Genomic DNA, 25,072 nt, shown 5'->3' with positions numbered 1-25,072 from the left:
AATATTTTGGGGACTGATGTAAAATTGGATAAACATGAAAATCAAAAATATCGAGGGGCAAATTGTCGATGTTGCTGGCGGAGTTATAATTCCTGGGAGGGTGGTAATCCAGGATGATAGAATCGCTGGCATAGAAAGACGATCACACGCACCTGATGTATACATTCTTCCAGGCTTCATCGACTCTCATATTCACATTGAATCGTCACTCCTTTGCCCATCTAGGTTTTCGGAAGCTGCCGTGCCCCACGGCACAACTTGTGTCATCACAGACCCCCATGAAATAGCGAACGTTCTTGGCATGAGAGGGATTGAGTTCATGCTGAAAGATTCGAAAAAAACACCAATGCGGATGTACTTCACTGTCCCCTCATGCGTCCCGGCCACTGAAATGGAGACCTCAGGCGCCATTTTGACCTGGAAAGAAGTAAGGGAATTGCTAATGCTCCCGGAGTTCGTGGCGTTAGGCGAGGTAATGAACGTTCAAGCCGTGCTCACAGAAAGCGAAGATATGATGAAGAAAATCGAAACGGCGAAACTGCTTGGAAAGCCTATTGATGGACACGCGCCTGGTCTATCAGGCTACGACCTCGACCGTTATATTTTTGCAGGAATATCCACGGATCATGAGTGTGTTTCTTCGGAGGAAGCGCTGGAAAAGCACCGCAAAGGAATGAGGATTATGGTGCGGGAAGGCTCTACCTCGAAAGACCTAGAACCACTGGCAGAATTTGCAAAAGAGCATGAGTTTTTCTTTGTCTCGGATGATTTGCACGCATTGGATTTAAAGAAGGGGCACATAGATGATTTATTAAGAAAAGCGGTTCGCATTGGAATCGACCCAATCACCGCGGTTCGCTCTGTAACTCTGTGGCCCGCGAAACACTATGGGCTGCCACTCGGATCAATAGCGGTTGGCGAATTAGCGGATATTGTAATCGTTGATAATCTCAGGGATTTCAATGTGTTACAAGTATACATCGGCGGCAAGCTCGTTGCAGAAAAAGGGAGAGCCCTGTTCAAAGTCGAACCAGAGAACCTCGATTATCACATGGTTGAACAGCATATTTCTCATGCTGATTTTGAAATCCGTGTTGATAGGGACAAGCGGAAAGTTTTGGCTAGGGTGATTCGCGTCGTGCCTGACCAAGACATCAGTTATTCCGAAGTCGCAGAACTCGAGGTGTCTAATGGTGTTGTCCAGGTGGATTTGGAGCAAGACGTCCTGTACGTTTCTGTCGTGTGCCGTTATGAACGAAAGAAACCAGCCCTAGGTTTCATCAGGGGGTTCAAACTCAAAAGGGGTGCGATCGCCTCTAGCGTTGCCCATGATGCCCACAACATCATTGCTGTTGGTGTCGATGCGAATTCGATTGCTACTGCCGTCGAATATGTATCAAAGGTGGGGGGCTACTGTGCGACGAATGGTACCAGAACCGTAACTTTGGAGCTGCCTATTGCTGGTCTCATGAGCGCTGAAGACTGCGACACAGTCTGTAAGAAAGAGGCAGAAATTATAGGGTTTGTTAGAACAATGGGGTGCGATTTGGAGGCACCATTCATGACGCTTTCTTTCCAAAGCCTTCTCGTCGTCCCAGAACTCAAGATCTGTGATAGGGGTCTCTTCGATTCCACCCAGTTTAAATTCGTTGATCCGATTATCGAGTGACATTGAGAAATGATTCCGACAAAAAGCTTTTTTGTTCCTAATGCGCTTGCCTTCCAGCCGTAATTCGGTGAAAAGATGCCGGAAATTGAGCGCTTCAGGAGTAAGATCGTAACATGGGAAGAAATTTCAAAATGGACTCTTGACGTATCGAGACAGATTAGGGATTGCAACTGGAAGCCGACTGTCATTGTTGGCTTAACAAGAGGTGGCTGGATCCCGGCAAGGCTCCTCTGCGATCACCTCCACGTCAAGAAGCTCTACGCTGTTAAGACAGAGCATTGGGGGATCACAGCTAACCAGAATGGAAAAGCCCTCCTCACTCAAGAACTCAATGCAAACATCGATAATGAGAATGTTCTCATTGTTGACGATATCACTGATACAGGGGAAAGTTTGAAACTTGCGATCGGACATGTAGAGGAGCTGAACCCGAAGGAGATCCAAACCGCAACCCTTTTACACATAACGCGTTCCAAAATTGAGCCAAATTTTTACTCAGTAAAGGTTCCTGAGGATCAATGGACTTGGTTCATATTTCCATGGAACCTTCACGAGGACTTACGGACCCTGCTTCCAAAGACTCTCGGGGATGGAAAGACTGAAGATGAGATACAGGCTGCTTTTCTTGATCAATTCGAGATTCAAGTCTCTGAAGATCTTGTCCGTGAGACTCTTAAAGACCTTGAAGCAGAGGGGAAGGTCAAGAGAAAAGGAAGAATTTGGGTCAAGATAGGCTGAAAAATCGTATAGCGGATTCATGTGCAATTATCTATATCTTTGTGGGCATGGATATGGATACTGTGATGCTTGATCGACTTCGAAGAAGTCTAGAATCTTCTCCGGTCGTACGCATGGGCGATTATGATTATTTCATCAGTCCAATTACCGACGGCATCCCTAGCATGGATCCAGTAGTTCTGGACGAAGTGATCGATGCAATTGTCCAGATCGGCGAGTTCGACTGCGATCTTATCACCACACCAGAGGCGATGGGAATACCAATTGCAGTCGGTCTTTCCCAGAGACTTGGAATTCCGTACAACGTGATTAGGAAGAAGAAGTACGGACTACCGGATGAGGTAAGCGTAATTCAGTGCACGGGATACTCCAAAAGGGAACTCTACATTAACGGCGTCAAAAGAGGAGACAGGGTCGTCCTCGTCGACGATGTAATAAGCACTGGTGGAACCCTTTCAGCGATATTGAGGGCCCTCAAAGATCTCGGAGCGATCATCAAGGACGTTATTATCGTGGTTGAAAAAGGGAACGTAAAATCAAAGATTGAAAATGAGTTGGGAATCAAGATCAAGACCCTCGTGAGAGTCGAAATTCGGAATGGTCACGTCGTTGTCCTCACTTGATTAAACGCTTCCTCATCAGCAATATTGCTGCGAAAAAGGTGATCGCCGTTAATAACACTATATATAGCAAACTTATCACATCTGCCAAGCTGAAAAAATTGTAGCTGAGATCCCGGATCAATCTCGTTGAATGTGTCAGCGGGAGCATTTCGGCCATCCATTGGCCCCATTCTGGCAGCACTTTAAGCGGGAAAAAAGTGCCACTAAAAAGGAACATAGGCGTGATTAGCAGAAAGAAAGGGTAATTGAACGAATCGATATTCGGAACGAGCGCAGTGAAGATCATTGCGATCGATGCAAACATAAGACCAGATAAGAAACCAATGAATGGGACAAATAGCATACCAGGAAACCATGCAAGTCCAGCGACCGCAACAACCCCAAGCACAATCGTGGAGTTCAAAAGACTTTTTGTCGCGCCCCAGAGCATTTCTCCAGCAATTACATCTTCGATACTCAATGGCGTAGCGATGATCGCATCGAAAGTCTTCTGGTAATGCATGCGTACATAAGAGCCGTATGTGCATTCAAAAAACGCAGAATACATCGAGGAAATTGCAACGAGACCGGGTGCAAGGAACATCGCATACTCAACAAAAAATCCTTCGTATTCGACCTTTCCGATGAGGATCCCAAAGCCTAATCCCATCGCTACGAGATAGAGAATTGGTTCAAAGAAGGGGGGCAGAAAATTTGTCTTCCACGTTGTGAAAAAGACATCCTTGTTTCTTCTCCAGACCATTAGAGACCGACGACTGATGTTAGACAGAACACTCAATCTCTCAGCCCCCTGCCCGTGAGTTTCAAAAAAACATCCTCTAGAGTTGACCTCCTAATTGCTGCATGCTGCAATGAGAACCTCCCGTTGATTTCATTAAGAAGCTGTTGTGGATTCTCAGTATAAACATAGATTCGATCTGAGCCTTTTTCAGTGAAAAGATCTCTAACTCTGAGATAACTCTCAACTTCTGGCGCAGGATCGACAATCTCAAGAACGCTTTGACCAGAGTGTTGCTCAATGAGTTCCTGGGGGTTGCCCTCCACGAGGATCTTTCCCCGATCCATGATGACAAGCCTGTCGCATAAACGTTCGGCTTCATCCATATAGTGCGTCGTCATGATAACAGTAACACCAGATTTCCTCAGTTCCCTGATCTTATCCCAGATGAGGTGCCTTGCCTGCGGATCAAGACCCGTTGTTGGTTCATCCAAAATGAGAATTTTAGGGTCGTTTATGAGAGCTCTCGCAATGATGAGCCGCCTTTTCATCCCCCCAGAAAGCTCAGGTATCTCCACGTCAGCCTTTTCTTTCAATTGCATGAATTCCAGAAGTTCCATCGCCTTTCTCTCAGCAATTCTTTTTTCGATCCCGAAATAGCGAGCGTAGACCGTTAGATTTTTCAATACTGTAAAATCAGGGTCAAGATTATTTTCTTGGGGGGCGACCCCGATGAGACCCTTTATTTCCCTTGGATTCTTCTCGACATCCAACCCCAATACAAACAGTTTTCCAGAAGTTATCGGAGACGCACAGTAGATCATCTTCATTACTGTCGTCTTGCCAGCTCCGTTAGGGCCTAGAAAGCCAAAACATTCACCTTCTCTGATCTCGAAGTTGATACTATTCACGGCGGTGAATGAATCATATCTTTTTGTCAAATTTTCAGCTTTGACGACGATTTTCATGCTGCGGGGTAATTGATAGACCATGTTAATTAATCTGTGTTAGTGCAGCCAATAACTGTTGTGGAGTCAACGAGGGGATCGTCCAGAATATAATATAAGAGTAATGCAAGCACCATTACAATCGACGAAAAATCATTTGCTATGTGGAGCTAGAGATTCTTCTTCTGATCCTTTGTTTTACTCTTGCTGGCTCATGCCTAGGGTGCATCAGCGGCCTCACACCAGGAGTTCATATAAATACGCTATGCGCCATCCTTATCACTCTGTACCCATCGATAACTCCGTCCCTGATCGAATCAACGAATAATTTTGACCCCATCACAATATCAATCCTTTTCTCATCAATGATCATATCAGCAGCAACCGTTCATTCATTCCTCGATTTCATTCCTTCCGTCTTCCTTGGTGCTCCAGAAGATTCCGAAGTTCTTTCTGTCCTCCCTGGGCATAGACTGCTGCTGAGCGGAAAGGGCATGGAAGCTGTTGAGTGCGCCGCGAAGGGAAGTTTCATTGGCGCACTTATCGCGATTGTGCTCGCTTTTCCGTTACAGTTATTAATGGGAGCTCCTTTGAAACTCTATGACATCCTCGCGCCCTTCATTCCATTTATTCTAATAGCGATTATGATTCTCTTGATAGCTTCTGAAGAGGAAGATAATCGTATTACTGCAATCATCGATGCGCGCGAAGGTAGCATTGAATTTTCATCCCCAATAGTAATTTTATTGCCACCATTCCCAGCAGAAGGTGAAAAAGTGCGAATCTCTGGACAAATTCAACGAAGATTTCCGAAATCATATGTTGTAATGACGGCTTATGGTCGTTGGAAACTTCGCATCAAAGGGAGCGTTCCTGAAGGTTACGCCACAATCAATGGGATCTGGAGGTTCAAGAGGAGAAGGTTTCATAGGAAAATGATTGCGCTCGCTGTCTTTCTTGGTTCTGGCATACTTGGTTTCATCGTACTGCACGGAAATATGCCTTCGAATCCATTTTTCGTTGGCACTTTTGATAACCTACTGTTTCCATTACTATCGGGTCTTTTCGGGGTGCCATCCCTGATTCTTTCATTGAACAGATCAAGAATCCCGCCACAAGAATCGGGTGCGCATGTGAACATTAAACTCGGCAATGTGTTGAAAGGTACGATTGTCGGCGCTATCGTAGGATGGTGTCCAGGCGTAACTCCGACAACAGGTGCGGTCATTGCAAGTTTTTTTACACCAAAAAAGAAAGTCAATCCAATCGATTCTTCAAAGGATTTTATCACAATGGTTTCTGCTCTCGGAACGTCGGCAACTGTTTTCAATTTAGTTGCCCTCACAACGATAGGTAAGGGCAGGAGTGGAGCAATGCTCGCAGTGAGAGAAATTATAGGACCTCAGGAGATCAATGCGTCGTTAAACCAAATCTCCCCAGTCTTTTCACTCCTGCTATTCTCAATTTTTATCGCTTCGATAGTTGGGTTTACATTGACATTCGTCCTCGGAAAAGGGATCAGCAAGAAACTCGAGAATGTCAATATCGAAAAGATCAATCTTGCCGTGCTCCTTTTGTTGATATTGCTTATTTGCCTTATGACAGGACCCATCGGACTCGTTGTACTCGTCACTGCCACTTGTTTAGGACTCATACCACCATTGGTCGGCGTCAAAAGGGTGCAACTCACTGGCTGCTTGCTTCTCCCTATTGCCCTCTTCTTTGCAGGGTTATGATTCAGAGACCTCCCATGATGTCACACAGACCTCAATTGAAAGCGAGAACTAGAGTCCTTGTACATTTCTTCAAGAGATCGCTACTTTCATTTCACGAACATGATTCGCAATGATTGGTAAGCTTGCGTCATTCCCTCCCGCAGAATTGTATAACCTGATGAGATTTGATCCTTCGACAACGCCATCAGCTCCAGCCATGACCGCAAGAGCCGCCTGATGGGGTCCCGATATCCCAAATCCAAGGACCACTGGAACATGGCTTCTGTCTTTAACCATCTTTAGGAAGGGGAAAACAGTCTCAGGCAATTTCTCCCTTGGACCAGTGACACCGGCTACCGAAACGACATAAACAAATCCCGAGCTGTTCCGAAGTAATCGGTTGATACGCTCGTCGTCGGATGTCGGGGCAATAATCCTGATGATGTCGAGACCGTTTGATCTGGCGACTTCGTCAATTTCTTTAGATTCCTCTAAAGGGAGGTCAACAAAGAGTAGACCGTCAGCGCCCGCCTCCGAGGCAAGTTCACAGAAATGCTCGGTCCCGAATTGGATGATCGGATTAAGATAACTCATAATGATGATCGGCTTATCGTTCTCGTATGCCCTCACTTCGGAAATCAACTCGAACAGATGCCTTATTTGAAACCCATTTGACAAAGAGCGCATCATTGCACCCTGTATGAGGGGTCCATCGGCGATCGGGTCAGAAAAGGGAATGCCAATTTCCAAAATATCTGCTCCGGCCTCAACAAGATTGTAAATCAATTTTCTTGAGAAGTCGATCGAAGGGTCGCCAGCACATATATATGGAATGTATGCAGCGAATCCCTTGCGCCTGAGAAATGCGAAGGTATCCGAGATTCTGCTCACAACTTCCCCTCCATCTCAGCAACTTGTGCTACATCCTTATCTCCTCTGCCCGAAAGATTCACAATAATGATTCCGTCGTTAAAAAGCTCCTTCGTCGAACGCAGCACAAATGCGATTGCATGAGCGCTTTCTAGAGCAGGAATGATTCCCTCTGCTTCAGATAAAATCCGGAATGCTGTGAGAGCATCTTGATCGCGGACCGCGACGTAATTCACCCTACCAATCGATTTGAGATAGGCATGCTCAGGCCCGACGCCAGGATAATCCAACCCCGCTGCAATGGAATGCGTCTCAGAGATCTGCCCCTCTTCGTTCTGCAAAATCATCGTTCGAGCACCATGCAGGACGCCCTCTCTACCAGCCACCAAACTTGCGGCATGCCTGCCCGTTTCGATGCCTTGACCGGCGGCTTCGACCCCATACATTCTAACCTCACTATATGGGAGAAAAGGATGAAAGAGTCCGAGCGCATTACTCCCACCCCCAACGCATGCGACCAGCGCATCTGGCATTTCCCCTTCTAGATCAAGAATCTGCTCCTTTGCTTCCTCCCCTATTACACTTTGAAAATCACGAACGATCGTTGGATATGGGTGTGGACCAACGACGCTTCCTATCAGATAATGTGTATGATCACTTGTCGCAGCGAAATCCCTCATGGCCTCGTTGATGGCATCTTTCAGTGTTCTCGACCCTGACTTCACAACATTGACCTTAGCACCAAGTAGCGACATTCTGAAGCAATTGAGCCTCTGCCTCTCGACATCAGCCTCTCCCATATATATCTCACATTTAATGCCCAAAAGCGCACATGCCGTAGCCGTTGCTACTCCATGCTGGCCTGCTCCTGTCTCTGCAATAATCCTGTCCTTACCCATCCATTTCGCAAGAAGTGCTTGGCCAAGCGCGTTATTAATCTTATGTGACCCCGTATGGGCGAGATCTTCACGTTTCAAAAATATCCTGGCGTCTCCGCATCGCTTCGAAAGCCGTTCTGCGAAGTACAGCGGAGTAGGCCTTCCAGCATAATTGTGAAGAAGATCGTTAAGTTCCTCTCTAAATGTATTGTCATTTTTTAATCTGTTGTATTCCCTTTCTAGGTCCATTAGTGCCCCCACGAGTATTTCTGGTACATACATACCGCCAAATCGCCCGAAGTATCGGTGATTGATCAAGATCTACACCTCCTGATGAATTCTGAAACTAATTGTGGATCCTTCTTGCCGATACTCCTCTCTACGCCAGATGATACATCGACACCATACGGTTTCAAAGATTTCACGAGTTGCAAATTGTCAAGATTCAGTCCGCCAGCTATGATTGCCCTGCGACAACTGTCGACAGGAATGCGTCCGTAATCATGAGATAGTCCAGATCCAGGGACAGGTCCATCAAATAATAACGCATCGGCGATGTCGGAGAACTCTTGGATCTCATTTTGCAGTGGTTTCACTGCCCTAATTACGGGAATCCCGCATGCTTTTATTCTCTCTATTTCGGATCTATTGAAAGTATATAATTGAATGACATCGACGCCTGCCTCTTCCACCATCTTCACAGCCATATCAACACTCGTGGGGGAGCAGACAAGAACTGTTTTTGTAAAAGGTCCGATCGTAGATGTGATGTCACGGATTTTTTTAAGGGGCAGACTCCGCACCTTCGAAGGATAATGAACGAAACCAAGGGCATCCGGATCGAATGATTCGCACATCCAGGCGTCTTCAGCATTCGTGATGCCGCAGATCTTGACCTTCATTTCTTCGTCCTCCTTGCCGCGGCAACGATCTCAGAGATACTATCCGCAGGTTTTTCAGCTGTCAAAAAAGATGAACCAATTAATGCAGCATCGAATCCTTTCAACGCCTCGAGATCCTCCGCCTTTGCTATCCCACTTTCAGCAATTAGAAGCTTGTCGCCAGTGATCATCTTTTTCACTTGTGGCAATATAGATAAGTCGGTTTTCAACGACTGGAGATTTCTAGAATTAATGCCAATGAGGTCAATGTTGTCATAATTCGAACATGAGAGGATTTTCTCAACATCCCCTACGTCGTGGACTTCAACTATTGGTTCAAGACCGAATCGGATGCATTCTTGAACAAGTGCTTCAATCCTGTCACATTTGAGGGCTTTCGAAATAATAAGTATGGAATCAGCCCCGAGTTCCGCTGCGAGCCTGATTTGTTGCTCTGATACGATGAAATCCTTAAAGAGCATCGGAATATCTATCTTATTTCGGAAAAATGAGAAAAGGTTTGCACTGCCGAGAAAGAAATCTTCTTCGACGATGACAGACATACCTTCAAGTCCATACCTCCCATACAGTTCAGCGATTAGGGACGGTTCTGGCGGGATGTATAAATCCTTGGACGAAGGGATGCGATTTTTATACTCCCCTAGAATTGCGAGACCTTCCGCACTGAGAATTGCGTCAGACAATTTTTTGCATGCATGTCGATGGAAGCGGGACTGTGTATGCACATTCAATTTTCCTTCGGACAATAGGCGGAGTATTTTTGTCAGAATAATGACAGTCAGCGCACCTGGCGATCTAAAAAGATTGTCGTCGAGTCCACCTAGCAACCTAGCACCCTGTTCCGACATCATGATCTCTTTTGTCAATTCCGTAGTCAGATCCTTGCACCTCTGCACGAGTGACTCGGGGCACAAGAGAGTTTTTCTGAGTGCAGTAGTATTCATCGTTCGTTGGCGTTCAGCTTCAAGCCTATTTACGATTGAATGAAAACCCTTGAGCTTCGAATATGCCTTGCCACTTTTTATCGCTTCACGAGCGATTTTGATACCCTCCTCGATATTTTCGGCCATGTTGGCTACATAAAGAGCGGCGCCAGCATTGATCAGGACTATATCCAATTTAGGACCGGGCTTTCCGCGCAAAACAGATAACGCGATCCTAGCATTATCGAATGGATCTCCACCCCTAATTTCGTCAGGCTCAGCTAGGTCGATTCCAAACTCAACTGGTGAAATATTGTAACTGTAAATCTTATTCTCTTTCAGCTCGACCACTGTTGTTTCGCCTGTATTTGTAATTTCGTCTAGACCATTTCCATGGACAACAAGTGCATGCTGCAGCCCGAGTGATAGGAGGATGTTTGCCACCGTCTGCGCTATTGATGACCTGTAAACTCCTATGAGTCGATATGGCGGATTTGCAGGATTGGCCAGAGGTCCAAGGACATTAAAGAGTGTTGGAATTCCGATTTCTTTCCGTGTAGCGTTGACATCTTTCATCAACATGTGAAAGGTAGGGGCAAAGAGAAACCCCAAATTAGTCTCAGTAAGACACTTTTCGACGTAAGGGGGATCGAGATCGAAAGGAATGCCCATTGCACGAAGCAGGTCTGCCGATCCACATTTACTAGATACTGAGCGATTCCCGTGCTTGGCGACCGGCGTGCCAGCTGCAGATACAACAAAGGAAGCAACTGTACTCACGTTGAATGTACCAGAATTGTCACCTCCCGTTCCGCAGATATCAATGGCGCCAGGCGGAGATGGAATACGGACGGCTTTATCGAGCATTTCTGTGATAAAACCGAGCAGTTCATGCTCTCTTACTCCCTTCATCTTCATCGCTGTTAGGAATGCAGCGATTTGGCTTGGTGTGGCTTCACCGAGCATCATTTCACGCATCACCGTTCGGGCCGCTGTGTAAGTGAGATCATATCCCTCAACAACATGTCTTATCGCTTCGCGAATCATTTCCTACACATCCTCAGAAAGTTTGAAAGGATCTTTTTTCCATGGGCAGTCAAGACAGACTCTGGATGAAACTGCAATCCATAGACTGGCTGATTCTCGACTCCAATGGCCATGATTTCCTTTTTCTCGCTTTCTGCAAGGATTTTCAAAGAAGGCGGGAGGCTAACGCGTTCAACTATTAGCGAATGGTATCGAACGGCTAGGAATTCTGATGGCACGCCATCAAAAATAGGATCAGAGAAGTGTAGAACGCGCTCAATCTTTCCATGTACCGTACGCTCTGCTCTTACAATATTTCCACCGCGGACATAGGCAATAACCTGATGACCTAAACAGACTCCAAGAATCGGCATACCAAATCCATTGTTAGCTGCGATGTCCAGACTTCCCTTTGCATCCTTGGGATGTCCAGGACCCGGAGAAATAACGAATCCGTCACACTTACGGGAGAACTGCTGAAGATCTGGTGAGTCGTTTCTGAGCACATGGACGGTTGCACCGAGCTCACCAAGATACTGCGCTATGTTATATACAAAAGAATCATAATTATCGATAATGAGAATCTCAGTCAACAGGAACCCTCCTTAGAAATAGATTTAATGGCTTCGAGCATCGCCCTCATTTTATGCTCCGTTTCATTGAATTCATTCATTGGCACGGAATCCGCAACAATTCCTGCTCCCGCCTGAATCCTCGCTTTCCCAGCAGCAACTGTAATCGATCTGATCGTTATGGCAAAATCCATATTTCCTGTAAAATCAAAATAGCCAACAGCACCCGCATAGGGTCCCCTTGGATCCTTTTCTAGCTCCGAAATGATTTCCATAGCACGTATTTTTGGTGCTCCAGAAACCGTACCCGCGGGGAAACAACTGCGCAACGCATCAAAGGCGTCGCAATCATCGCGCAATTCCCCTTCAACATTCGAAACGATGTGTTGCACGTGCGAATATTTCTCAACGGCCATTAGCTCGGTGACTTTCACTGTACCAAACTTTGAAACCCTTCCAAGATCATTCCTTGAAAGATCCACGAGCATGAGATGCTCTGCTCTCTCCTTCTCATCGAGGAGCATCTCGATTTTTAATTTCTCGTCCTCCTCCTTATCTTTATCCCTTCTTCTCGTGCCTGCCAGTGGCCTTGTCACAAGTCTCCTTCCCTCCAACCTCACGAGCATTTCGGGCGAGGAGCCGAGAAGCTTGACATCATTAAAATCAAGAAAGAACAGATATGGTGACGGATTGATCTGGCGCAACGCGATATACATCGCAAGAGGGTCACCCTCCACAGAAAACTCATATCTCCGTGAGAGAACAGCTTGAAATATGTCGCCGTCCAGAATGAACTCCTTCGCCTGTTCTACGATACGCTCGTAATGATCCCTATCAATATTCATGGAAGGATCCCCGATGCGGATAGATGGCTTATTTTTATGATCGGTTCCTTGGAGAGATTTCTGAAGATCGCGCAAATTTCCATGAGTGATGAGAAAAGTCCGATTGTTGAGATGATCGATGCATACGAGATGATTCGGTAGTACAAAGTAGCTCTCTGGTAAATTATCGATTTTTTTGTCCAAGTTATTGACAGTCTCTAGAAATCTCACCATCTCATATCCAAGATAACCCACGATGCCGCCAGAGAAGGGTGCGAGTTCAGAAGCCCCGCAGTCAAATGAATAGAAGTATTCCCTTAATTCGAGGAAGGGGTTCTCGACATCAAGAATCTCGCCATCAACCTCTACCGTACGGCTTCTTGACTTAAAGACGGACAACGGATCAGCACCGATGAAGGAATACCGAGCGGTTCTATTCGTTCCCTCAACGGATTCAAGTAAAAAACATTCGCCCGGAAATTTTTCTCGCATAGATGAGAAAATCGATACGGGGTCTGCAATCGGCCCCTCGCGCAACGCTATGCTCACTTTCAACGGTTTTTTCGACCGGAATTGTGAAAGCTCCTTAGATTTCCTTCTTCTGTTTCCAAAGAAAATCCCTCTTTTGCTTCATGGATGATGATGAACATCAATGTAATATTTATAACTTTATTGTACATAAAGATACTATGATATGAACCCTAAAGAACAGACGCAATGGATCTAAAGAGAATTGAACTGATTACTCAGCATGATCAAGCAGTGATAAACAAGACCCTAGTTTCCTATGATTCGGACAATCTCCCGTGGTGTTCCGAAATTTGGAACAAAAAGAAATACAAGATGCGAAGAATAATTGCCACCTAGATGATCAAGTGAATGAGATTAATATCAAAATAAAGAATGGCATCGAAATCTATTCTGATGGGCAGTATTACTTTGATCCCACGAGACTAGGACCATCTGGGATTTATTGCATTTCACATGCACACGTCGACCATTTGCCTAAAGAAATCCGCTGCCCAACTGCAATATGCACACATTTAACTGCTAACATAGCGAAGAAGAGGTTGGGGAGGGAAATCATGCCAGTTACCTGCCCTCAAATCAGGATTCTCAACTCAGGTCACGTGCCTGGTGCCTCGATGTTCCTCCTTGAGAACAAACATAGGATCCTCTACACAGGCGATTTCAACACTCGAACGAGATTCGGTCTCAATGGGGCTACTCCGGTTCAGACAGACGCGATGGTCGTGGAGTCAACATACGGCGATCCGCGATTCATTTTTCCAAAAACAGAAGAGGTCGTGGGCGAGATAAGAGATTGGACTGAAGATTCGATCAGACGCGGGTTTTCAGTCATCTTCTTTGCGCAACCACTTGGAAAGGCGCAAGAGTTGATATCGATACTTTCAGATCAACAGATATATGTCCACAATACAATTAGCGATTTGACGCATTTTGTACTTGATACACCAGTCCATTATTCAAGACTATCAAACGTTCCACCTTCAAGACCATCAATCCAGATTTATCCTATGAGGTATTTCGATTCGACCTTTATGGGACATCGACAGGTTGATCAATTAAAGACAGCAGTTGTTACTGGAATGGCGGTAGACAAGGCGTTCAGGAAAAGCATCAAGGTCGATGAGGCGTTCCCGCTATCAGATCATGCAGACTTCGAAGAACTAATCGATTTTATCAACAGGTGCAACCCTTGTATTGTTTTAACGCATCACGGGAGATCGAGAAGATTTTCAAAAGCGATCAAGAGGATTCTCGATATTGATTCGAGACCATTAATCAGAAATCAGACAACTGTGAATGATTTCTTGTGATTACCACATTTTTGGGTATGTGCCAGGTTTCATAAATACTCGCGTGGTCTTAGCGGCAATGCCCTCTTTCGCGATGACGGCCCTTTCTGCACTCATCTCAGCAGTCCCGAGAGCAACACCTTCACCTTTTTCCGTCATAATTGCGACTGTACTTCCCTTCACAATATCGGCATCGAGACGCGCAATGCCAACGACTGCAAGGTCTGCACCGTGACAGATCGCATCGACTGCGCTATCCTTGATAATAATCTTCGGAAGAGGTTCAAGGAGCTTCTCAAATGGCATGAGAATTTTCTTTAGTAGTGAATCATCATTTTCCTCCTTCCAGAATACGATGGCGTCCTTGACGTCTTGAAGTTTATAAGAGTCTTCTTCCCTCATATTCCCCGAGCGTACGCGTCTCAGCTCTTCCATATGCGCTCCTGTTCCAAGGGCTTCGCCGACGTCGTAACAAAGCGTCCTAATGTAGGTCCCAGCGTCGCATGAAACTCTAAAAAGGACCTCTCTCCCTCTGATCTCTATGATTTTGATATCATGAATTCTTCTGACCCGCATTTGCCTCTTTACTGCAGATCGCACCGGAGGGGTCTGGAAGATCTCGCCTACAAAACCTAAAAGAATCTTTCGAATATCTTCTTCCTGTTTATCCCTATGCAACCTCATCAAACAAATGTATTCCTTATCGGATTTCAGTGTCAGATCGATCGCTCGGATTGCCTTCCCCGTAGCGATCGGGAGTACCCCACTGACATTGGGATCAAGGGTACCACCATGAGCGACCTTTTTAATCCCTAAAATATCTCTGACCCAGGCAGTGACCTGATGAGACGTTGGCCCTGCCGGCTTATCAAGGTTGATTACACCAGCTTCCAAGAGTTCCTGCACAGATCGGGTCGATGGAGGCTTTCCCCATTTCTTGCTAACGAATGATTCTTCTCTTACGAGCATTCTGCCCAACCTCTCGCCTCCAGCGCCTTAACAATCTTCAAAACCACTTCTTCGGGTGAGAGACGTGTCGTGTCAATAACAAGGTCATAGAAGCTCCTATCTGCGGGATCAAACCCGTAATACCTCTCATACCTCATCGCCTCGCATCGTTCCCTTTCGACGATTTTTTCTCTCGCAGTATCGATGTCAATTCCATCTCGCACCGATGCCCTTTTCGATCTTTCAGCGAGTTCTGCATCAAGGTAAATTTTGAAAGCGTCAATTCCATTTTTATTAAGAAGATACCCGGTCAGTCGCCCCTCAAGAATAATACTATCATTTTCCCGCGCGATCCGCAGCATTTGTTCATCGAGCATTCGATCAAATTTGGGGTCTTTTTCCGCCAGTTTACCAAATTCCTCAAGAGTCAAACCCTGTTCTTCAGCCATATTTCTAAAGAGAGCACCAGAAACGACGTATTTCATTCCGAGCTTCTCTGAAAGGAGCTTGCATACCGTTGTTTTACCTGATCCTGGGGGGCCGCTGATCGTGATTCTCATTTTGCATCGGCCTTCATCTGTTTCAGGCGCTTACTGAAAGAGAAATACCTGAGTATTCTTGCAAGCACCTGACCGAATGGCAAGCTAACGAGCGAATACAAAAGTATCCAGCCTGGCAAGACATAAACGGCATTCATGTCTGCATTGGAAGACCACGGGACTGCGAAATGGGCGCTGTTAATATTGCCCATAAAGACGGACAACCATGAAAAAATTGGAACGACAACGGCCATCGTAATTGGAAGGAGTTTTATTTGGGACGATGAGACTTCCATTGATTTCTGAAGTATTTTTGGCTGCTGTTCTGTGAGTTTTTTGATCTTATATGTATTGTTCTCCATACGCGCTTGTCTGAATTCCTTGTTAAAAGCCGCGACGATCTTCTGGCTCTTCACCTGCTCGACGTAATCGACCATGAAATGCCTTATGATAATTGTAAGACCAGTCATAATTATGCCAGCAAGAAAGAGCGTAACAACAGGATATCTACCACCAAACCCGATAACGGGCTCAAGCCCGTAGCCAATAATCTGTCCAAGACCGTTTCTTAGATTTGGATCGAATAGAATAAAGAGGGCTAATACAAAGACAAGTATTGTAGTGATCCTCGGCATACTACTCTGAGCTCGGGGGGGATTTGGCAACCTTATTCACCTCCGAAGAACTGCCTCAATACGGGGTGCATCTCCATCATCTGCTCTCTGCCGATAGCTTCGTAGAACTGTATCAAGATTCCTACTGCGAGGAGGACACCGGTACCACTTGCGTTGCCAACTGTTCCAATGAGATCCGCGATTGCAGCCAGTGCCCCGACAAGCGCACCGCTGATAATCGTGACCACTGGAATATATCTTTCAAGCACGCGCCGGAGCACTCTTGGATCCCTTCTGAATCCTGGAATCTGCAGGCCAGATGACTCAATTTGTCTCGCAACGGCCTCGGGCCCCATGTTCGTTGTCTCGATCCAGAACTTCGCGAAGATAATCGAGCCTATGACCATTACGCCAAGATAAACGACAACGTGCAGAGCTATTTGCAAGCTATCGTGCCCTGCAGCCAAATGTCCATACCTATCAGGACTCAAGATCGGCAGCAACCAGTCTCCAAGCCCCCTTGGCGTCGAAAGATACCACGCAAGTCCTCCCGCTGGATGCGTACTTCCAGGTTCATAATACCCTATCCACCACTGCCCTCCGATAAGAGGAAGATCTCTGAATGTTGGGTTGTTCCACAGGAGCATTGAAAACATGCTGACGTTTGCAAGGAGGGCTGCCATAAGGATCACTGGAATGTTTGATGCGTAGATAAGCTTGATCGGATAACGGCCCCTCGCACCTCGTGCAGCTCCGTGAGCAAGAGGAAGTTCAATACGCGTCGATTCAACATAAGCCACAAAAAGGAATATCGCGATTGTGCCGATCAGGGCAACCATAGGATTAGGATTCTGCAAGAGGATTCTTTCGTATCCACCGCCTGCGAGCCCCGCGGCTGAGGTATTCTGGAGAATATAGATCGTCTTTGGGATCGTGCCCGCAGGCGGATTATCGATACTTATCGGCAGATTTGGGTCTACCGGTTGCCAGTTGACTGTACCGGTGAAGATCGCTTCCGCAACGCCCGCAGCGATGAAAAGAGAGACCCCACTACCAATTCCCCATTTCGAGACGACTTCATCCATAAGGAAGACAAGATAAGATCCGATGAAAAGCTGAAGGACGATGACGAACCTCGCGAAATTGAGACCACTCAGTACTCCATCACTTCCAAAGACCCCCTCCAGATTATGGACAAATGTCTCCGAAGGGACAAGATACCCGAAAACCTGCGGTACTGCCTCAACAACGATCATGATCAAAACGAGGAATTTCTGCGTGCTTTGATAGACCGCCTTGTCCTCGTCGTTTTTGAGATCGAGTTTAATGATCTTCGCTCCGACAAAAAGCTGCATGATAATCGAGCCAGTCACAATTGGTCCGATACCAAGGTGCATCAGTGAACCTTGCGCACCAGCGAGTATTGCTCTGTACTGGGCAAACAGGTCAATTGTTTGAGCTTGATCTAGGCCATAGATATAGACATTTGTCATGATGAAGTAAAAAACAAGGATGATGATGACCCACATCATCTTCGTTCTGAAATGGACATGGCCTTCGGGTCGAGCAACAGCAGGCAATCTATCGGTGAGGGGTTTCAACTTATACAGCCTGCTCTTTTCCCCTTCAGCCATGTTCATCCCAGAGCATCGCTACGGTTGAACTATAGAGCCGCCTGCGGCTTCAATCTTCTCCCGTGCAAGTTCAGAACAATCGGCAACGATAACATCAATTGGCTCGATGATTTTCCCTGAACCAAGGAGCTTATCAACGCCCATTTTTGCCAAGTTGACCGTGACCCTCCCATCTTTTCTCTCAGCAAATCCATCCGCGATCAACCTGTTTATATTCTCTTGGATCTCGCCGACATTCATCGCAATTTTCGCTGCCACAACGCTCTGAGGCCTCTTGAAGCCATGCCGGCCGAAGTGATCTGGGTCGTATTTCAACATATACATGACTTTATGTTTGTGAAGGCCTGCATTGCCTCGACCGCCCTGAAGGCCTGCACCACGCCCCGCCTTCTTGCCGCGTCCGTGCGTGCGGCTTCCCCTGAATTTCTTTGTTCTGCTTGGCATTGAACATCACCTAGAGCATTCTCTCAATCAATTCGTTGATCTTCTCTCCGCGGTATCCAAGAGCACCCCCGTTCGCGAATGACCTCTTATTGCCACCGTATCCTTTTCGCGGGGGATTGAGCCTAAAGACAGGTTTTACATCAATAAGGTCTGAATATTTCACCTCGTCTTTAGCCACACTTTTCGCAAAAGAGATGATCGATGTAAATTTCGAATGATTCTGGATATAGAGATCGTCGATCGGTTTGTCCCCTTTGAGACGTCCCCTGAATTTTATCATCCTCGCAAGAGTTTCACTACTCACTTCACCCCATGTGATGTAGTCCTTCGCTTTCTGCAGCATTCCCTTAATGCTATCTGTCTCTGGCACGACAACGCAGTGATTAGGGCGAGTAAGATTTAGCATCCGCATTGTATCCTCAATTTCCTTTTTCACACCGGCGTGTCCACGTACTCTGATCACAGCGTAGGCCACCACATCATCCCTCCTGCTCTGTTATTTCTTTTTGTTGATCCACGTTTGCATCATGCTCTGGAAAATGAACCATAACGCGGCCGCTCATGATCTTTAAGCGTTTCTCTTGCTCCTCAGTAATCCTCAGGACGGACGTTTTCATTAAGGCATCGAATGTCGCTAGGGCATAATTGACAGTCGTCTTGGTATGGCCACGCGCAAATCCCCATGCGTCCTTGATACCGGCAAGTTGCAGAATGATTTTTGCGACATCTCCTACCGCCAGCGAAACGCCCCTCGGGGCGGGCTTGAAAGTTACCTCGACAGACCCTGCCTTACCGACAACCATGAAGGGTAAGGAATGAGGCGTGCCACAACCGCACTCCCAAGATCCGCATCCTCTCTTTATCTCGATAATATTCAGTTTTGCATTGTCAATTGCTTTACGAATCGCAGGACCGACTTCTTTTCCCTTTGCCCTGCCAACACCCACGAAACCATCACCGTTACCGACTGCGACGGTAATCGCGAATTTCACCCTTCTGCCCGAGTCGGTCATACGCTGAACCATATTGACGTCGATGACCTCATCTTTAAGGTCTGGAAGGAGGACGTCAACAATCTCAGGTTCACGAAGTGGGAGCTTCGTCGCTAGCGCATCACTCATCGATGTAATCTCACCGTTCCTGACCATCTTGCCTAGTTTTGTCTTCGGAGTCCATTCCATTTACTCCACCTCCATTTTCCTTTTTATATCTTCGACGAGTTTCTCGACGTCCTCTCCGATGTGCTGACCTTTGATTCTCTCCTCCGAAGGAAGAACCTCTTCACCATGTGGAACTTCAATACCTGCATCGAGAATTCCTTTTAACGCAGCAAAACATGAGGCACCCCTCGCCGGATCCCGCAAACCGATATCTAGAACCGCCCGATCAATGCCTTTCTTTTTTGCTCTCAAAGCAGCGAGGTATCCTGTCAAATAAGCTGCAGGCGTATTTCCGGTTGAGAGATTCCAGCCAAGCTTAATCAGTTCCTTCGAGTGGGCTTGCGCGGTCACTCGATCGCCAACTGGATCGAATTCAATGAACTGCACGCTTGCATTCCTCAACGAAATCCTGACGACGGCCCTCGGAACGCCTGCTCTCAGCAATTTTGCCCTTTGTCGATAGTCTGTTCTACCTTCGCGCCTTCGTCGGAATGGTACCTTGTATCGGGGTCCGTGAGCCATCAGTTGCCCTCCTTAAGATGTCCTTCCATTTTGAGGTGAGTGATCAAATGAGTCTTGCTCTTAAACATTCCGCCTTTGGCCTTCATATAGAACTCCCTGTAAACAGCTTTGCTGATCTTGCCTTCATCCCTCAACTCCCTGAGGGTTCTCCTTATCGATCTGATGATCTGAATCCAATGCTTTTTTTCAGGCGTTCTCGCACCTGCGGCACCCTTTCTACTGCCTGGACCTCTTCGTCTTCCTTTTTCTTTTTGGGCAGCTCGATACCTAGCTCTTGCTCGTGAAATTCCTCTCTTCGGAAGAGCCACGATTGCTCCAGAATCAATTGCAGTTCGGATATCGGCGCGGGTGATCGCGTCAGCGATATCCTCAATCCGATTCGGATCAATCCAGACCCTGTTGATACCACATCCGAGGATCTCTGCCGCAATCCGTCTCTGATTTCTAAGGTTCATATTATCCCGTCCTATTGAGAATCCTGATTCCAAGCTGATCTGCCTTGCTTTCGATTTCCATTCGCTTCTTATACCCAACCGTGCTACCGATCCTTACCGCCTGTCGCTTTGGGTCGATTCCCTCAAGCTGTGAGGGGTTGTAAACCATAACTTCTTCAAAGCCAGATGGATGTAATCCGCGTACTTTTTTCGGGCCGCGGTACCCAATTGACACGACAGGAGACCTATATTTATAATGCCGTCGCATTTTACTATGAAGTCCGCGGGGCTTTCTCCATTTCTCACCGAGTCTCTTATACCTGAACCATTCCTGCCTAAGGAACGTAGGCCTCCTCTCCGAGATCTTGCGCCTTAGTGCGAGCAATTTTGCGATTGTTGGGTCGAGGACGGGTTTTGCCTTGACAAGATAACCACCCTTTTCGACAATCGCCGCTTCTCCAGCCGAAATTTCCTCTTCTTCTATGATGACCTCTTCTGCCTCACTCTCTTGCGGGGCACCCTTATCCTTCTCGACCCCTATTTCTCCTGCCTCCTCGACGGACGCTTTTTCTGGCACCCCTTCCTCTTCCTTTGGTTCAGGCACTGACTCCTCAATAATCCCTCGTTCTTCAATGATCTCGATCCAATGCTCGGCGATCTTAGGACCGACGCCTTTTAGGCGGTCAATGATCTCCTTCTTTCGTGCCTCGTCATATAATGCATCAAGGAGGTCCGAGAGGGTATTGATTCCCATCGCTTCAAGTTCTTCCTTGTATTCATCTTTGTAATATGGCAATTCTGAAATTTCCCTGATTTCTCCTCCGTGCTTGCTCATTGACTTATCCTCCTTGCTTTTTCAACTATGTAAATGCCATCTTGAAAGACCCTTGAATCATATCCTTTGATGATCGTAGCCCGTTCGATATTTGCAGCTGTCTGGGAAACTGCTTCGATATCGATTCCTGTCAATATGACTTCATTGCCTTTAACCGCGACCTTAGTATCACCAAGAATATTCGCTTTGCGGGGCGTCCTCTCGCCGAGGAAATTCTCAATGACGAACTTATCGCCTTTTACATATGCCTTAATTGGAAAGTGCGAATACACGATCTTCATCCTGTATTCAAATCCATGCATCACGCCTTCAATCATGTTCTTGATATGTGCCGCAAAAGTTCCGACGAGAGCTCGCTCCTTTTTGCGCGGGAGCTCGCAACGTACGACGATCTCACTGTTTAATTTGATGATCTGAACTCGCGGATGAGCTAATCTCCTACTGAGCTTTCCTTTTGGACCTGAGACCGTCACATTTCCATCAGAGAGCTCAACAGTAACCCCGCCAGGAATGCTGACGACTTCTTCGATTATACCAGTGACTACCATATCCTCATCCTCAGTAGACAAAAGCGAGGAGTTTTCCTCCAATGCCCAACTCTTTCGCTTTCACATGACTAACAACGCCCTTTGTGGTCGTTAGAATGAGAACGCCAAAGTCTTGGGCAGGTAGATACCTCGCTTCGAATTTCTCCAGATCATTCTTTTTCACCGAGTATCTCGGCTTAATTACGCCACAATTATTGATTCTACCGTGCAACTTCACTCTGAATATTCCGGCCTTTCCATCTTCGATGAATTCAAATTGATTGATGTAACCTGACTCTTGCATGACCTTAAGCACTCTGCCTATGAGCTTGGAGGACGGTCTAATCACACATTCCCGCTTGCCCACGAGTGCTGCATTCTTTATCGTTGCCATTGCATCATTAAGCGGATCATTCTGCATAACTTCACCACCTCATGAGTATTTCTTAAATCCAATGTGAGGCGCTATTTCGCGGAAACATTGACGGCAAAGATGCATACCGTAACGGCGGATGATCCCACGCTTCCTGCCACATCGCAGGCATCCCTTCTTCCTGCCAAATTCCTTCTTTGGTTTCAATAGACCACCTCCACCCCGAAACGCTCCTTCAATAGCTCCAATGCCTCTTCTCTTGTCAAACGATGTGATTTAGGGAGCCTCCTGGGCATCACACGCCTCGTTGATACTCTGTATCCTGGCCGTTTGACTGAGACGCAAATGTCCATCCCAAAAATTCCAATTTCGGGATCATATTTCATTCCTTCAAAGTCAGTGTAGTCGGAAATGCCAAACGAGAAATTACCCTCAGGATCAAAAGAATAAATGGCAATTTTGTTTTCCCTGATCCACAGCGCCCTCTTAAGGAAGTCTTCAGCTTTTTCGCCTCTCAATGTCACCTTGCACCCAATTGGCATACCTTTTCTCACGCCCAAATCCCTGTTTGTCACCTTTGCAGTCGTGACTTTTGGCTTTTGACCAGTCAGCATCTCAAGAACTTTTTGAGCCTTCACAAGCCGCTCTCCAGCCTCTCCGACTCCGATGTTGACGACGACCTTCTCAATTCTAGGCTTCCTCATGACTTCACTCATAGCACACTCGCCTCCGGAAGGTCTATTTCAGGAACTTTCGTGCCGATGACGAAGACGTTATCTTTTACCGTTGAGGTCCCGTCCTTGAACTTAACGATATTCGGGGACGGGCTACGAGTTTCTATATAATCCTCAATGACTGCAACTTCGCCCACGTGATTTCCACCAATGATGTACGCGAGGTTTCCTCTATCTAACCTATAAACATCGAGGATTTTTTGGGATGGAACCTCGACTTTCAAAACATCACCAGTCTTGTAGTCATCTTTCTCAACCAGAATGTTGCGACCGTCATGGAGGCAAAGTTGCGTTTTTCCCCCTCTGGCGGTCACCTTGTTCTCAATCCTACAGAGTTTCCATTTTTCCTTGCCCTCGCGAATTTTGACTAGCTCGAATTTTCCCTTCGAGTTCAGAAGCATCCTGTAGTGTTGGCTGATACGTGGAATTGATATCACATCCATGAGGCCAACAGGGAACTTTCGGTTCCTAACGGGCCTTCCATCCACTAGAATTTCACCATTTGCCAATATGAGTCTCGCTTCATGCGCTGTATCGGAAAGACCCAACATATCTCTAACGATGACCAGAAGCGGAATGCTCATTTCTTTTGGATGAGGACCCGGCGAAGGCTTTGTGATCCAGTGCCAAATCTTCCTCGGCACCGGCCAGCTTCGTGGTGCTGTCAGTCGTTTCATGTCCCTGCTCATGAGGAGCCCTCCTGAACGCCAATGAGTTTGTTCTTTCGCCACGGATCACTGAGATCAAGTTTGGTGATAACCACATTTGATGCGTGAATGGGCCGAGGCGCTTGCGACCCATCGGCTTTATTTATCGTGACGCCCTCGATGATGACCCTCCCTGTTTTGGTATCGACGCGCACAACTTTTCCCTCCGTTCCCACGATCTCCTCATCTCCACGGACTATGAGAACGGTGTCTCCCTTGATCACTGGGAGTGATCTACGCTTGTATTCCTTCATCAATGATTCACTGAGATGCGATGAAATCATCTTTCTCCTCTTGACATTGTGTGCGTTGTAAATCGCCTTTCTCTGCTTCCTGGCCTTGCTGCTCTTGATCATCCCATATCACCTCAAACGATCATCGAAGCCACAGCAGCGATCCTCGGCCATCTCTCTGCCGCTTCTCTCGCCACTGGCCCTTTAATATCCGTTCCTTTTGTCTCACCTGTCTCAGTGGTGATGACAGCCGCATTATCTTCAAACGATACCATTGTCCCATCGGGTCTCCTATAGGGACGCCTCTGTCTTACGACGACAGCATGGAGTACTTGTCGTCTCATCTCTGGTGTTCCCTTCTTGACAGATACAATAACAATATCGCCAATGCCCGCCCTCGGATATCTCCGGCTGACACCGTGGTATCCTGGGACAGCTATCACTGACACAACTTTAGCACCGGTGTTATCAATGACATCCAACTCGCTTCCTGTCTGGATACCCCTTGTCTGTCTGCCTGCAATGCCCTTCAAGTCTTTCACCTCTTTTCAATAATCACAAATGAAACCGTCTTGCTCAGTGGCCTGCATTCCATGATTCTGACTTTATCACCAACTTTCACACCCAAACACGGAGGACAATGAGCAGAGATCCGACTTGTTCTCTTCTCGTATCTTTCATACTTCTTGATATAGCGCAAATAATTTCTTTCGACCACTGCGGTCTTGTCCATCTTTGTTGAAACTACGACACCATCAAGTATCTGTCCTCTGACGGAAAGCTTCCCATGGAAAGGGCAATGCACATCATCGCATTTCATTTCTGGAACCTTCACATCGACTCCGATATCCCTTACCTTGTTTTCCATACGCTCACCTGATCTTCTTTATCCGATCTTCTGGTCTGAATTGGATTTCATCGCCACGAACCCTAATTCTTTCATTATTGAAAGTGAACATGAACTCATTCCCAGCCTTTGGGATTATTTTCTCAACGCCGTTCTTCTCAATTCTGATCGTGTTCTTTGTTTCATCAACAATTTTCCCCTTCAAACCAATATATCCTGGATGATTAGATGAAATGACTTCAACTTCTAGACCGATGAATTCACCTCTCATGAAATCCCTCTTTTTCATGTCCGAA

The 25,072-nt window shown here is 46.6% G+C and carries 32 protein-coding genes; 5 read left to right on the top strand and 27 right to left on the bottom strand.

Going from position 1 to position 25,072, the window contains the following annotated elements; genetic code table 11:
• Positions 1-34: 34 nt before the first annotated feature.
• From ade to hpt, 3 genes are all read left to right on the top strand, one after another.
• Positions 35-1,669, top strand: coding sequence for an adenine deaminase (gene ade / locus QHH00_02565; protein ID MDH7508268.1), 1,635 nt, complete (start codon positions 35-37; stop codon positions 1,667-1,669).
• A 75-nt stretch (positions 1,670-1,744) separates the two neighbouring features.
• Complete coding sequence (locus QHH00_02560; protein ID MDH7508267.1) at positions 1,745-2,407, top strand: phosphoribosyltransferase; 663 nt, start codon at positions 1,745-1,747, stop codon at positions 2,405-2,407.
• Positions 2,408-2,472: 65 nt separating this feature from the next.
• On the top strand, positions 2,473-3,030 hold the full coding sequence (gene hpt / locus QHH00_02555; GenBank protein MDH7508266.1) for a hypoxanthine/guanine phosphoribosyltransferase: 558 nt from the start codon (positions 2,473-2,475) through the stop codon (positions 3,028-3,030).
• Here hpt and QHH00_02550 read toward each other — a convergent pair.
• Together QHH00_02550 and QHH00_02545 are read right to left on the bottom strand one after the other, a co-directional pair.
• Positions 3,023-3,772, bottom strand: coding sequence for an ABC transporter permease (locus tag QHH00_02550; protein MDH7508265.1), 750 nt, complete (start codon positions 3,770-3,772; stop codon positions 3,023-3,025). The two genes, hpt and QHH00_02550, sit on opposite strands and share 8 nt — an antisense overlap.
• Before the next feature lie 32 nt (positions 3,773-3,804).
• Positions 3,805-4,716, bottom strand: a complete 912-nt coding sequence (locus QHH00_02545; GenBank protein ID MDH7508264.1) for an ATP-binding cassette domain-containing protein — start codon at positions 4,714-4,716, stop codon at positions 3,805-3,807.
• Between the two features lie 143 nt (positions 4,717-4,859).
• Between QHH00_02545 and QHH00_02540 the strand changes: the two genes are divergently transcribed.
• On the top strand, positions 4,860-6,431 hold the full coding sequence (locus tag QHH00_02540; GenBank protein MDH7508263.1) for a tripartite tricarboxylate transporter permease: 1,572 nt from the start codon (positions 4,860-4,862) through the stop codon (positions 6,429-6,431).
• Positions 6,432-6,500: 69 nt separating this feature from the next.
• On the opposite strand, the gene trpA is transcribed toward QHH00_02540, so the two are convergent.
• The 6 genes from trpA to trpE are packed head-to-tail and all read right to left on the bottom strand — an operon-like array spanning position 6,501 to position 12,954.
• Positions 6,501-7,301, bottom strand: a complete 801-nt coding sequence (gene trpA, locus QHH00_02535; protein MDH7508262.1) for a tryptophan synthase subunit alpha — start codon at positions 7,299-7,301, stop codon at positions 6,501-6,503.
• Entirely contained in the window at positions 7,298-8,476 is a 1,179-nt protein-coding gene (trpB, locus tag QHH00_02530; GenBank protein MDH7508261.1) for a tryptophan synthase subunit beta, read from the bottom strand. Before trpB ends, trpA begins: the two co-directional genes overlap by 4 nt.
• The gene (locus QHH00_02525) at positions 8,473-9,060 is read right to left on the bottom strand and encodes a phosphoribosylanthranilate isomerase (protein ID MDH7508260.1); all 588 of its coding nucleotides are present in this window, start codon (positions 9,058-9,060) and stop codon (positions 8,473-8,475) included. The genes trpB and QHH00_02525 overlap by 4 nt, the downstream gene beginning before the upstream one ends.
• Positions 9,057-11,030: an anthranilate phosphoribosyltransferase gene (gene trpD / locus QHH00_02520; GenBank protein ID MDH7508259.1), complete on the bottom strand. Its 1,974-nt coding sequence runs from the start codon at positions 11,028-11,030 to the stop codon at positions 9,057-9,059. The genes QHH00_02525 and trpD overlap by 4 nt, the downstream gene beginning before the upstream one ends.
• Positions 11,027-11,602 (bottom strand): aminodeoxychorismate/anthranilate synthase component II, encoded by a 576-nt coding sequence (locus QHH00_02515; protein MDH7508258.1) that lies wholly within the window; start codon positions 11,600-11,602, stop codon positions 11,027-11,029. Before QHH00_02515 ends, trpD begins: the two co-directional genes overlap by 4 nt.
• A complete protein-coding gene (gene trpE, locus QHH00_02510) occupies positions 11,599-12,954 on the bottom strand; it encodes an anthranilate synthase component I (GenBank protein ID MDH7508257.1) in 1,356 nt (451 codons plus the stop codon). Before trpE ends, QHH00_02515 begins: the two co-directional genes overlap by 4 nt.
• A gap of 326 nt (positions 12,955-13,280) precedes the next feature.
• On the opposite strand from trpE, the gene QHH00_02505 reads away from it, so the two are divergent.
• On the top strand, positions 13,281-14,246 hold the full coding sequence (locus tag QHH00_02505) for an MBL fold metallo-hydrolase (GenBank protein MDH7508256.1): 966 nt from the start codon (positions 13,281-13,283) through the stop codon (positions 14,244-14,246).
• Here the strand turns inward: QHH00_02505 and QHH00_02500 are convergent, their stop codons facing one another.
• From QHH00_02500 to QHH00_02410, 19 genes are read right to left on the bottom strand one after another with little or no spacing between them, the layout of a single operon-like run.
• Complete coding sequence (locus tag QHH00_02500; GenBank protein MDH7508255.1) at positions 14,247-15,194, bottom strand: RNA-guided pseudouridylation complex pseudouridine synthase subunit Cbf5; 948 nt, start codon at positions 15,192-15,194, stop codon at positions 14,247-14,249. It lies immediately after the preceding gene.
• On the bottom strand, positions 15,185-15,733 hold the full coding sequence (locus QHH00_02495; protein ID MDH7508254.1) for an AAA family ATPase: 549 nt from the start codon (positions 15,731-15,733) through the stop codon (positions 15,185-15,187). Before QHH00_02495 ends, QHH00_02500 begins: the two co-directional genes overlap by 10 nt.
• A complete protein-coding gene (locus QHH00_02490; protein ID MDH7508253.1) occupies positions 15,730-16,377 on the bottom strand; it encodes an EMC3/TMCO1 family protein in 648 nt (215 codons plus the stop codon). The genes QHH00_02495 and QHH00_02490 overlap by 4 nt, the downstream gene beginning before the upstream one ends.
• A 2-nt stretch (positions 16,378-16,379) precedes the next feature.
• Complete coding sequence (secY, locus tag QHH00_02485; protein ID MDH7508252.1) at positions 16,380-17,960, bottom strand: preprotein translocase subunit SecY; 1,581 nt, start codon at positions 17,958-17,960, stop codon at positions 16,380-16,382.
• Positions 17,961-17,978: 18 nt separating this feature from the next.
• On the bottom strand, positions 17,979-18,404 hold the full coding sequence (locus QHH00_02480; protein ID MDH7508251.1) for an uL15 family ribosomal protein: 426 nt from the start codon (positions 18,402-18,404) through the stop codon (positions 17,979-17,981).
• A 10-nt stretch (positions 18,405-18,414) separates the two neighbouring features.
• Entirely contained in the window at positions 18,415-18,879 is a 465-nt protein-coding gene (locus QHH00_02475; GenBank protein MDH7508250.1) for a 50S ribosomal protein L30, read from the bottom strand.
• Between the two features lie 4 nt (positions 18,880-18,883).
• Positions 18,884-19,585, bottom strand: a complete 702-nt coding sequence (locus QHH00_02470; protein MDH7508249.1) for a 30S ribosomal protein S5 — start codon at positions 19,583-19,585, stop codon at positions 18,884-18,886.
• Positions 19,586-20,086, bottom strand: a complete 501-nt coding sequence (locus QHH00_02465) for a 50S ribosomal protein L18 (GenBank protein ID MDH7508248.1) — start codon at positions 20,084-20,086, stop codon at positions 19,586-19,588.
• On the bottom strand, positions 20,086-20,541 hold the full coding sequence (locus QHH00_02460) for a 50S ribosomal protein L19e (protein MDH7508247.1): 456 nt from the start codon (positions 20,539-20,541) through the stop codon (positions 20,086-20,088). Before QHH00_02460 ends, QHH00_02465 begins: the two co-directional genes overlap by 1 nt.
• Before the next feature lies 1 nt (position 20,542).
• Positions 20,543-21,355 (bottom strand): 50S ribosomal protein L32e, encoded by an 813-nt coding sequence (locus tag QHH00_02455; GenBank protein MDH7508246.1) that lies wholly within the window; start codon positions 21,353-21,355, stop codon positions 20,543-20,545.
• Positions 21,352-21,903 carry a 50S ribosomal protein L6 gene (locus QHH00_02450; GenBank protein MDH7508245.1) on the bottom strand — a complete coding sequence of 184 codons (552 nt, stop codon included), beginning with the start codon at positions 21,901-21,903 and terminating at the stop codon, positions 21,352-21,354. The genes QHH00_02455 and QHH00_02450 overlap by 4 nt, the downstream gene beginning before the upstream one ends.
• Before the next feature lie 10 nt (positions 21,904-21,913).
• Positions 21,914-22,303 carry a 30S ribosomal protein S8 gene (locus QHH00_02445; protein ID MDH7508244.1) on the bottom strand — a complete coding sequence of 130 codons (390 nt, stop codon included), beginning with the start codon at positions 22,301-22,303 and terminating at the stop codon, positions 21,914-21,916.
• A 12-nt stretch (positions 22,304-22,315) separates the two neighbouring features.
• The gene (locus tag QHH00_02440) at positions 22,316-22,462 is read right to left on the bottom strand and encodes a 30S ribosomal protein S14 (protein MDH7508243.1); all 147 of its coding nucleotides are present in this window, start codon (positions 22,460-22,462) and stop codon (positions 22,316-22,318) included.
• Positions 22,459-22,971 carry a 50S ribosomal protein L5 gene (locus QHH00_02435; GenBank protein ID MDH7508242.1) on the bottom strand — a complete coding sequence of 171 codons (513 nt, stop codon included), beginning with the start codon at positions 22,969-22,971 and terminating at the stop codon, positions 22,459-22,461. Before QHH00_02435 ends, QHH00_02440 begins: the two co-directional genes overlap by 4 nt.
• Positions 22,968-23,678: a 30S ribosomal protein S4e gene (locus tag QHH00_02430; protein MDH7508241.1), complete on the bottom strand. Its 711-nt coding sequence runs from the start codon at positions 23,676-23,678 to the stop codon at positions 22,968-22,970. Before QHH00_02430 ends, QHH00_02435 begins: the two co-directional genes overlap by 4 nt.
• The gene (gene rplX / locus QHH00_02425) at positions 23,675-24,052 is read right to left on the bottom strand and encodes a 50S ribosomal protein L24 (GenBank protein MDH7508240.1); all 378 of its coding nucleotides are present in this window, start codon (positions 24,050-24,052) and stop codon (positions 23,675-23,677) included. Before rplX ends, QHH00_02430 begins: the two co-directional genes overlap by 4 nt.
• 11 nt (positions 24,053-24,063) lie before the next feature.
• Positions 24,064-24,471, bottom strand: a complete 408-nt coding sequence (locus tag QHH00_02420) for a 50S ribosomal protein L14 (GenBank protein ID MDH7508239.1) — start codon at positions 24,469-24,471, stop codon at positions 24,064-24,066.
• Positions 24,468-24,797, bottom strand: a complete 330-nt coding sequence (locus QHH00_02415; GenBank protein ID MDH7508238.1) for a 30S ribosomal protein S17 — start codon at positions 24,795-24,797, stop codon at positions 24,468-24,470. Before QHH00_02415 ends, QHH00_02420 begins: the two co-directional genes overlap by 4 nt.
• Positions 24,798-24,801: 4 nt before the next feature.
• Complete coding sequence (locus tag QHH00_02410) at positions 24,802-25,065, bottom strand: ribonuclease P protein subunit (protein MDH7508237.1); 264 nt, start codon at positions 25,063-25,065, stop codon at positions 24,802-24,804.
• Positions 25,066-25,072 lie beyond the last annotated feature (7 nt).

The organism is Methanomassiliicoccales archaeon (genome assembly GCA_029907465.1).
In the GTDB taxonomy this organism is placed as follows: domain Archaea; phylum Thermoplasmatota; class Thermoplasmata; order Methanomassiliicoccales; family JACIVX01; genus JACIVX01.
This window is presented reverse-complemented; position numbering and strand designations above follow the sequence as displayed.

Coding starts and splice junctions, on each gene's coding strand:
- trpD (MDH7508259.1), bottom strand. CDS start 11,030: ATGATTCGCGAAGCGATAAGACATGTTGTTGAGGGATATGATCTCACT.
- QHH00_02545 (MDH7508264.1), bottom strand. CDS start 4,716: ATGAAAATCGTCGTCAAAGCTGAAAATTTGACAAAAAGATATGATTCA.
- QHH00_02500 (MDH7508255.1), bottom strand. CDS start 15,194: ATGCTCGTAAGAGAAGAATCATTCGTTAGCAAGAAATGGGGAAAGCCT.
- QHH00_02415 (MDH7508238.1), bottom strand. CDS start 24,797: ATGGAAAACAAGGTAAGGGATATCGGAGTCGATGTGAAGGTTCCAGAA.
- QHH00_02455 (MDH7508246.1), bottom strand. CDS start 21,355: ATGAGCAAGCACGGAGGAGAAATCAGGGAAATTTCAGAATTGCCATAT.
- QHH00_02445 (MDH7508244.1), bottom strand. CDS start 22,303: ATGCAGAATGATCCGCTTAATGATGCAATGGCAACGATAAAGAATGCA.
- QHH00_02410 (MDH7508237.1), bottom strand. CDS start 25,065: ATGAAAAAGAGGGATTTCATGAGAGGTGAATTCATCGGTCTAGAAGTT.
- QHH00_02560 (MDH7508267.1), top strand. CDS start 1,745: ATGCCGGAAATTGAGCGCTTCAGGAGTAAGATCGTAACATGGGAAGAA.
- QHH00_02470 (MDH7508249.1), bottom strand. CDS start 19,585: ATGGAATGGACTCCGAAGACAAAACTAGGCAAGATGGTCAGGAACGGT.
- QHH00_02435 (MDH7508242.1), bottom strand. CDS start 22,971: ATGAGTGAAGTCATGAGGAAGCCTAGAATTGAGAAGGTCGTCGTCAAC.
- hpt (MDH7508266.1), top strand. CDS start 2,473: ATGCTTGATCGACTTCGAAGAAGTCTAGAATCTTCTCCGGTCGTACGC.
- ade (MDH7508268.1), top strand. CDS start 35: ATGAAAATCAAAAATATCGAGGGGCAAATTGTCGATGTTGCTGGCGGA.
- secY (MDH7508252.1), bottom strand. CDS start 17,960: ATGGCTGAAGGGGAAAAGAGCAGGCTGTATAAGTTGAAACCCCTCACC.
- QHH00_02525 (MDH7508260.1), bottom strand. CDS start 9,060: ATGAAGGTCAAGATCTGCGGCATCACGAATGCTGAAGACGCCTGGATG.
- QHH00_02460 (MDH7508247.1), bottom strand. CDS start 20,541: ATGAACCTTAGAAATCAGAGACGGATTGCGGCAGAGATCCTCGGATGT.
- rplX (MDH7508240.1), bottom strand. CDS start 24,052: ATGATCAAGAGCAGCAAGGCCAGGAAGCAGAGAAAGGCGATTTACAAC.
- QHH00_02550 (MDH7508265.1), bottom strand. CDS start 3,772: ATGGTCTGGAGAAGAAACAAGGATGTCTTTTTCACAACGTGGAAGACA.
- QHH00_02465 (MDH7508248.1), bottom strand. CDS start 20,086: ATGGCTCACGGACCCCGATACAAGGTACCATTCCGACGAAGGCGCGAA.
- QHH00_02480 (MDH7508251.1), bottom strand. CDS start 18,404: ATGCCAAGCAGAACAAAGAAATTCAGGGGAAGCCGCACGCACGGACGC.
- QHH00_02450 (MDH7508245.1), bottom strand. CDS start 21,903: ATGGTAGTCACTGGTATAATCGAAGAAGTCGTCAGCATTCCTGGCGGG.
- QHH00_02495 (MDH7508254.1), bottom strand. CDS start 15,733: ATGAGAATCACGATCAGCGGCCCCCCAGGATCAGGTAAAACAACGGTA.
- QHH00_02430 (MDH7508241.1), bottom strand. CDS start 23,678: ATGAGCAGGGACATGAAACGACTGACAGCACCACGAAGCTGGCCGGTG.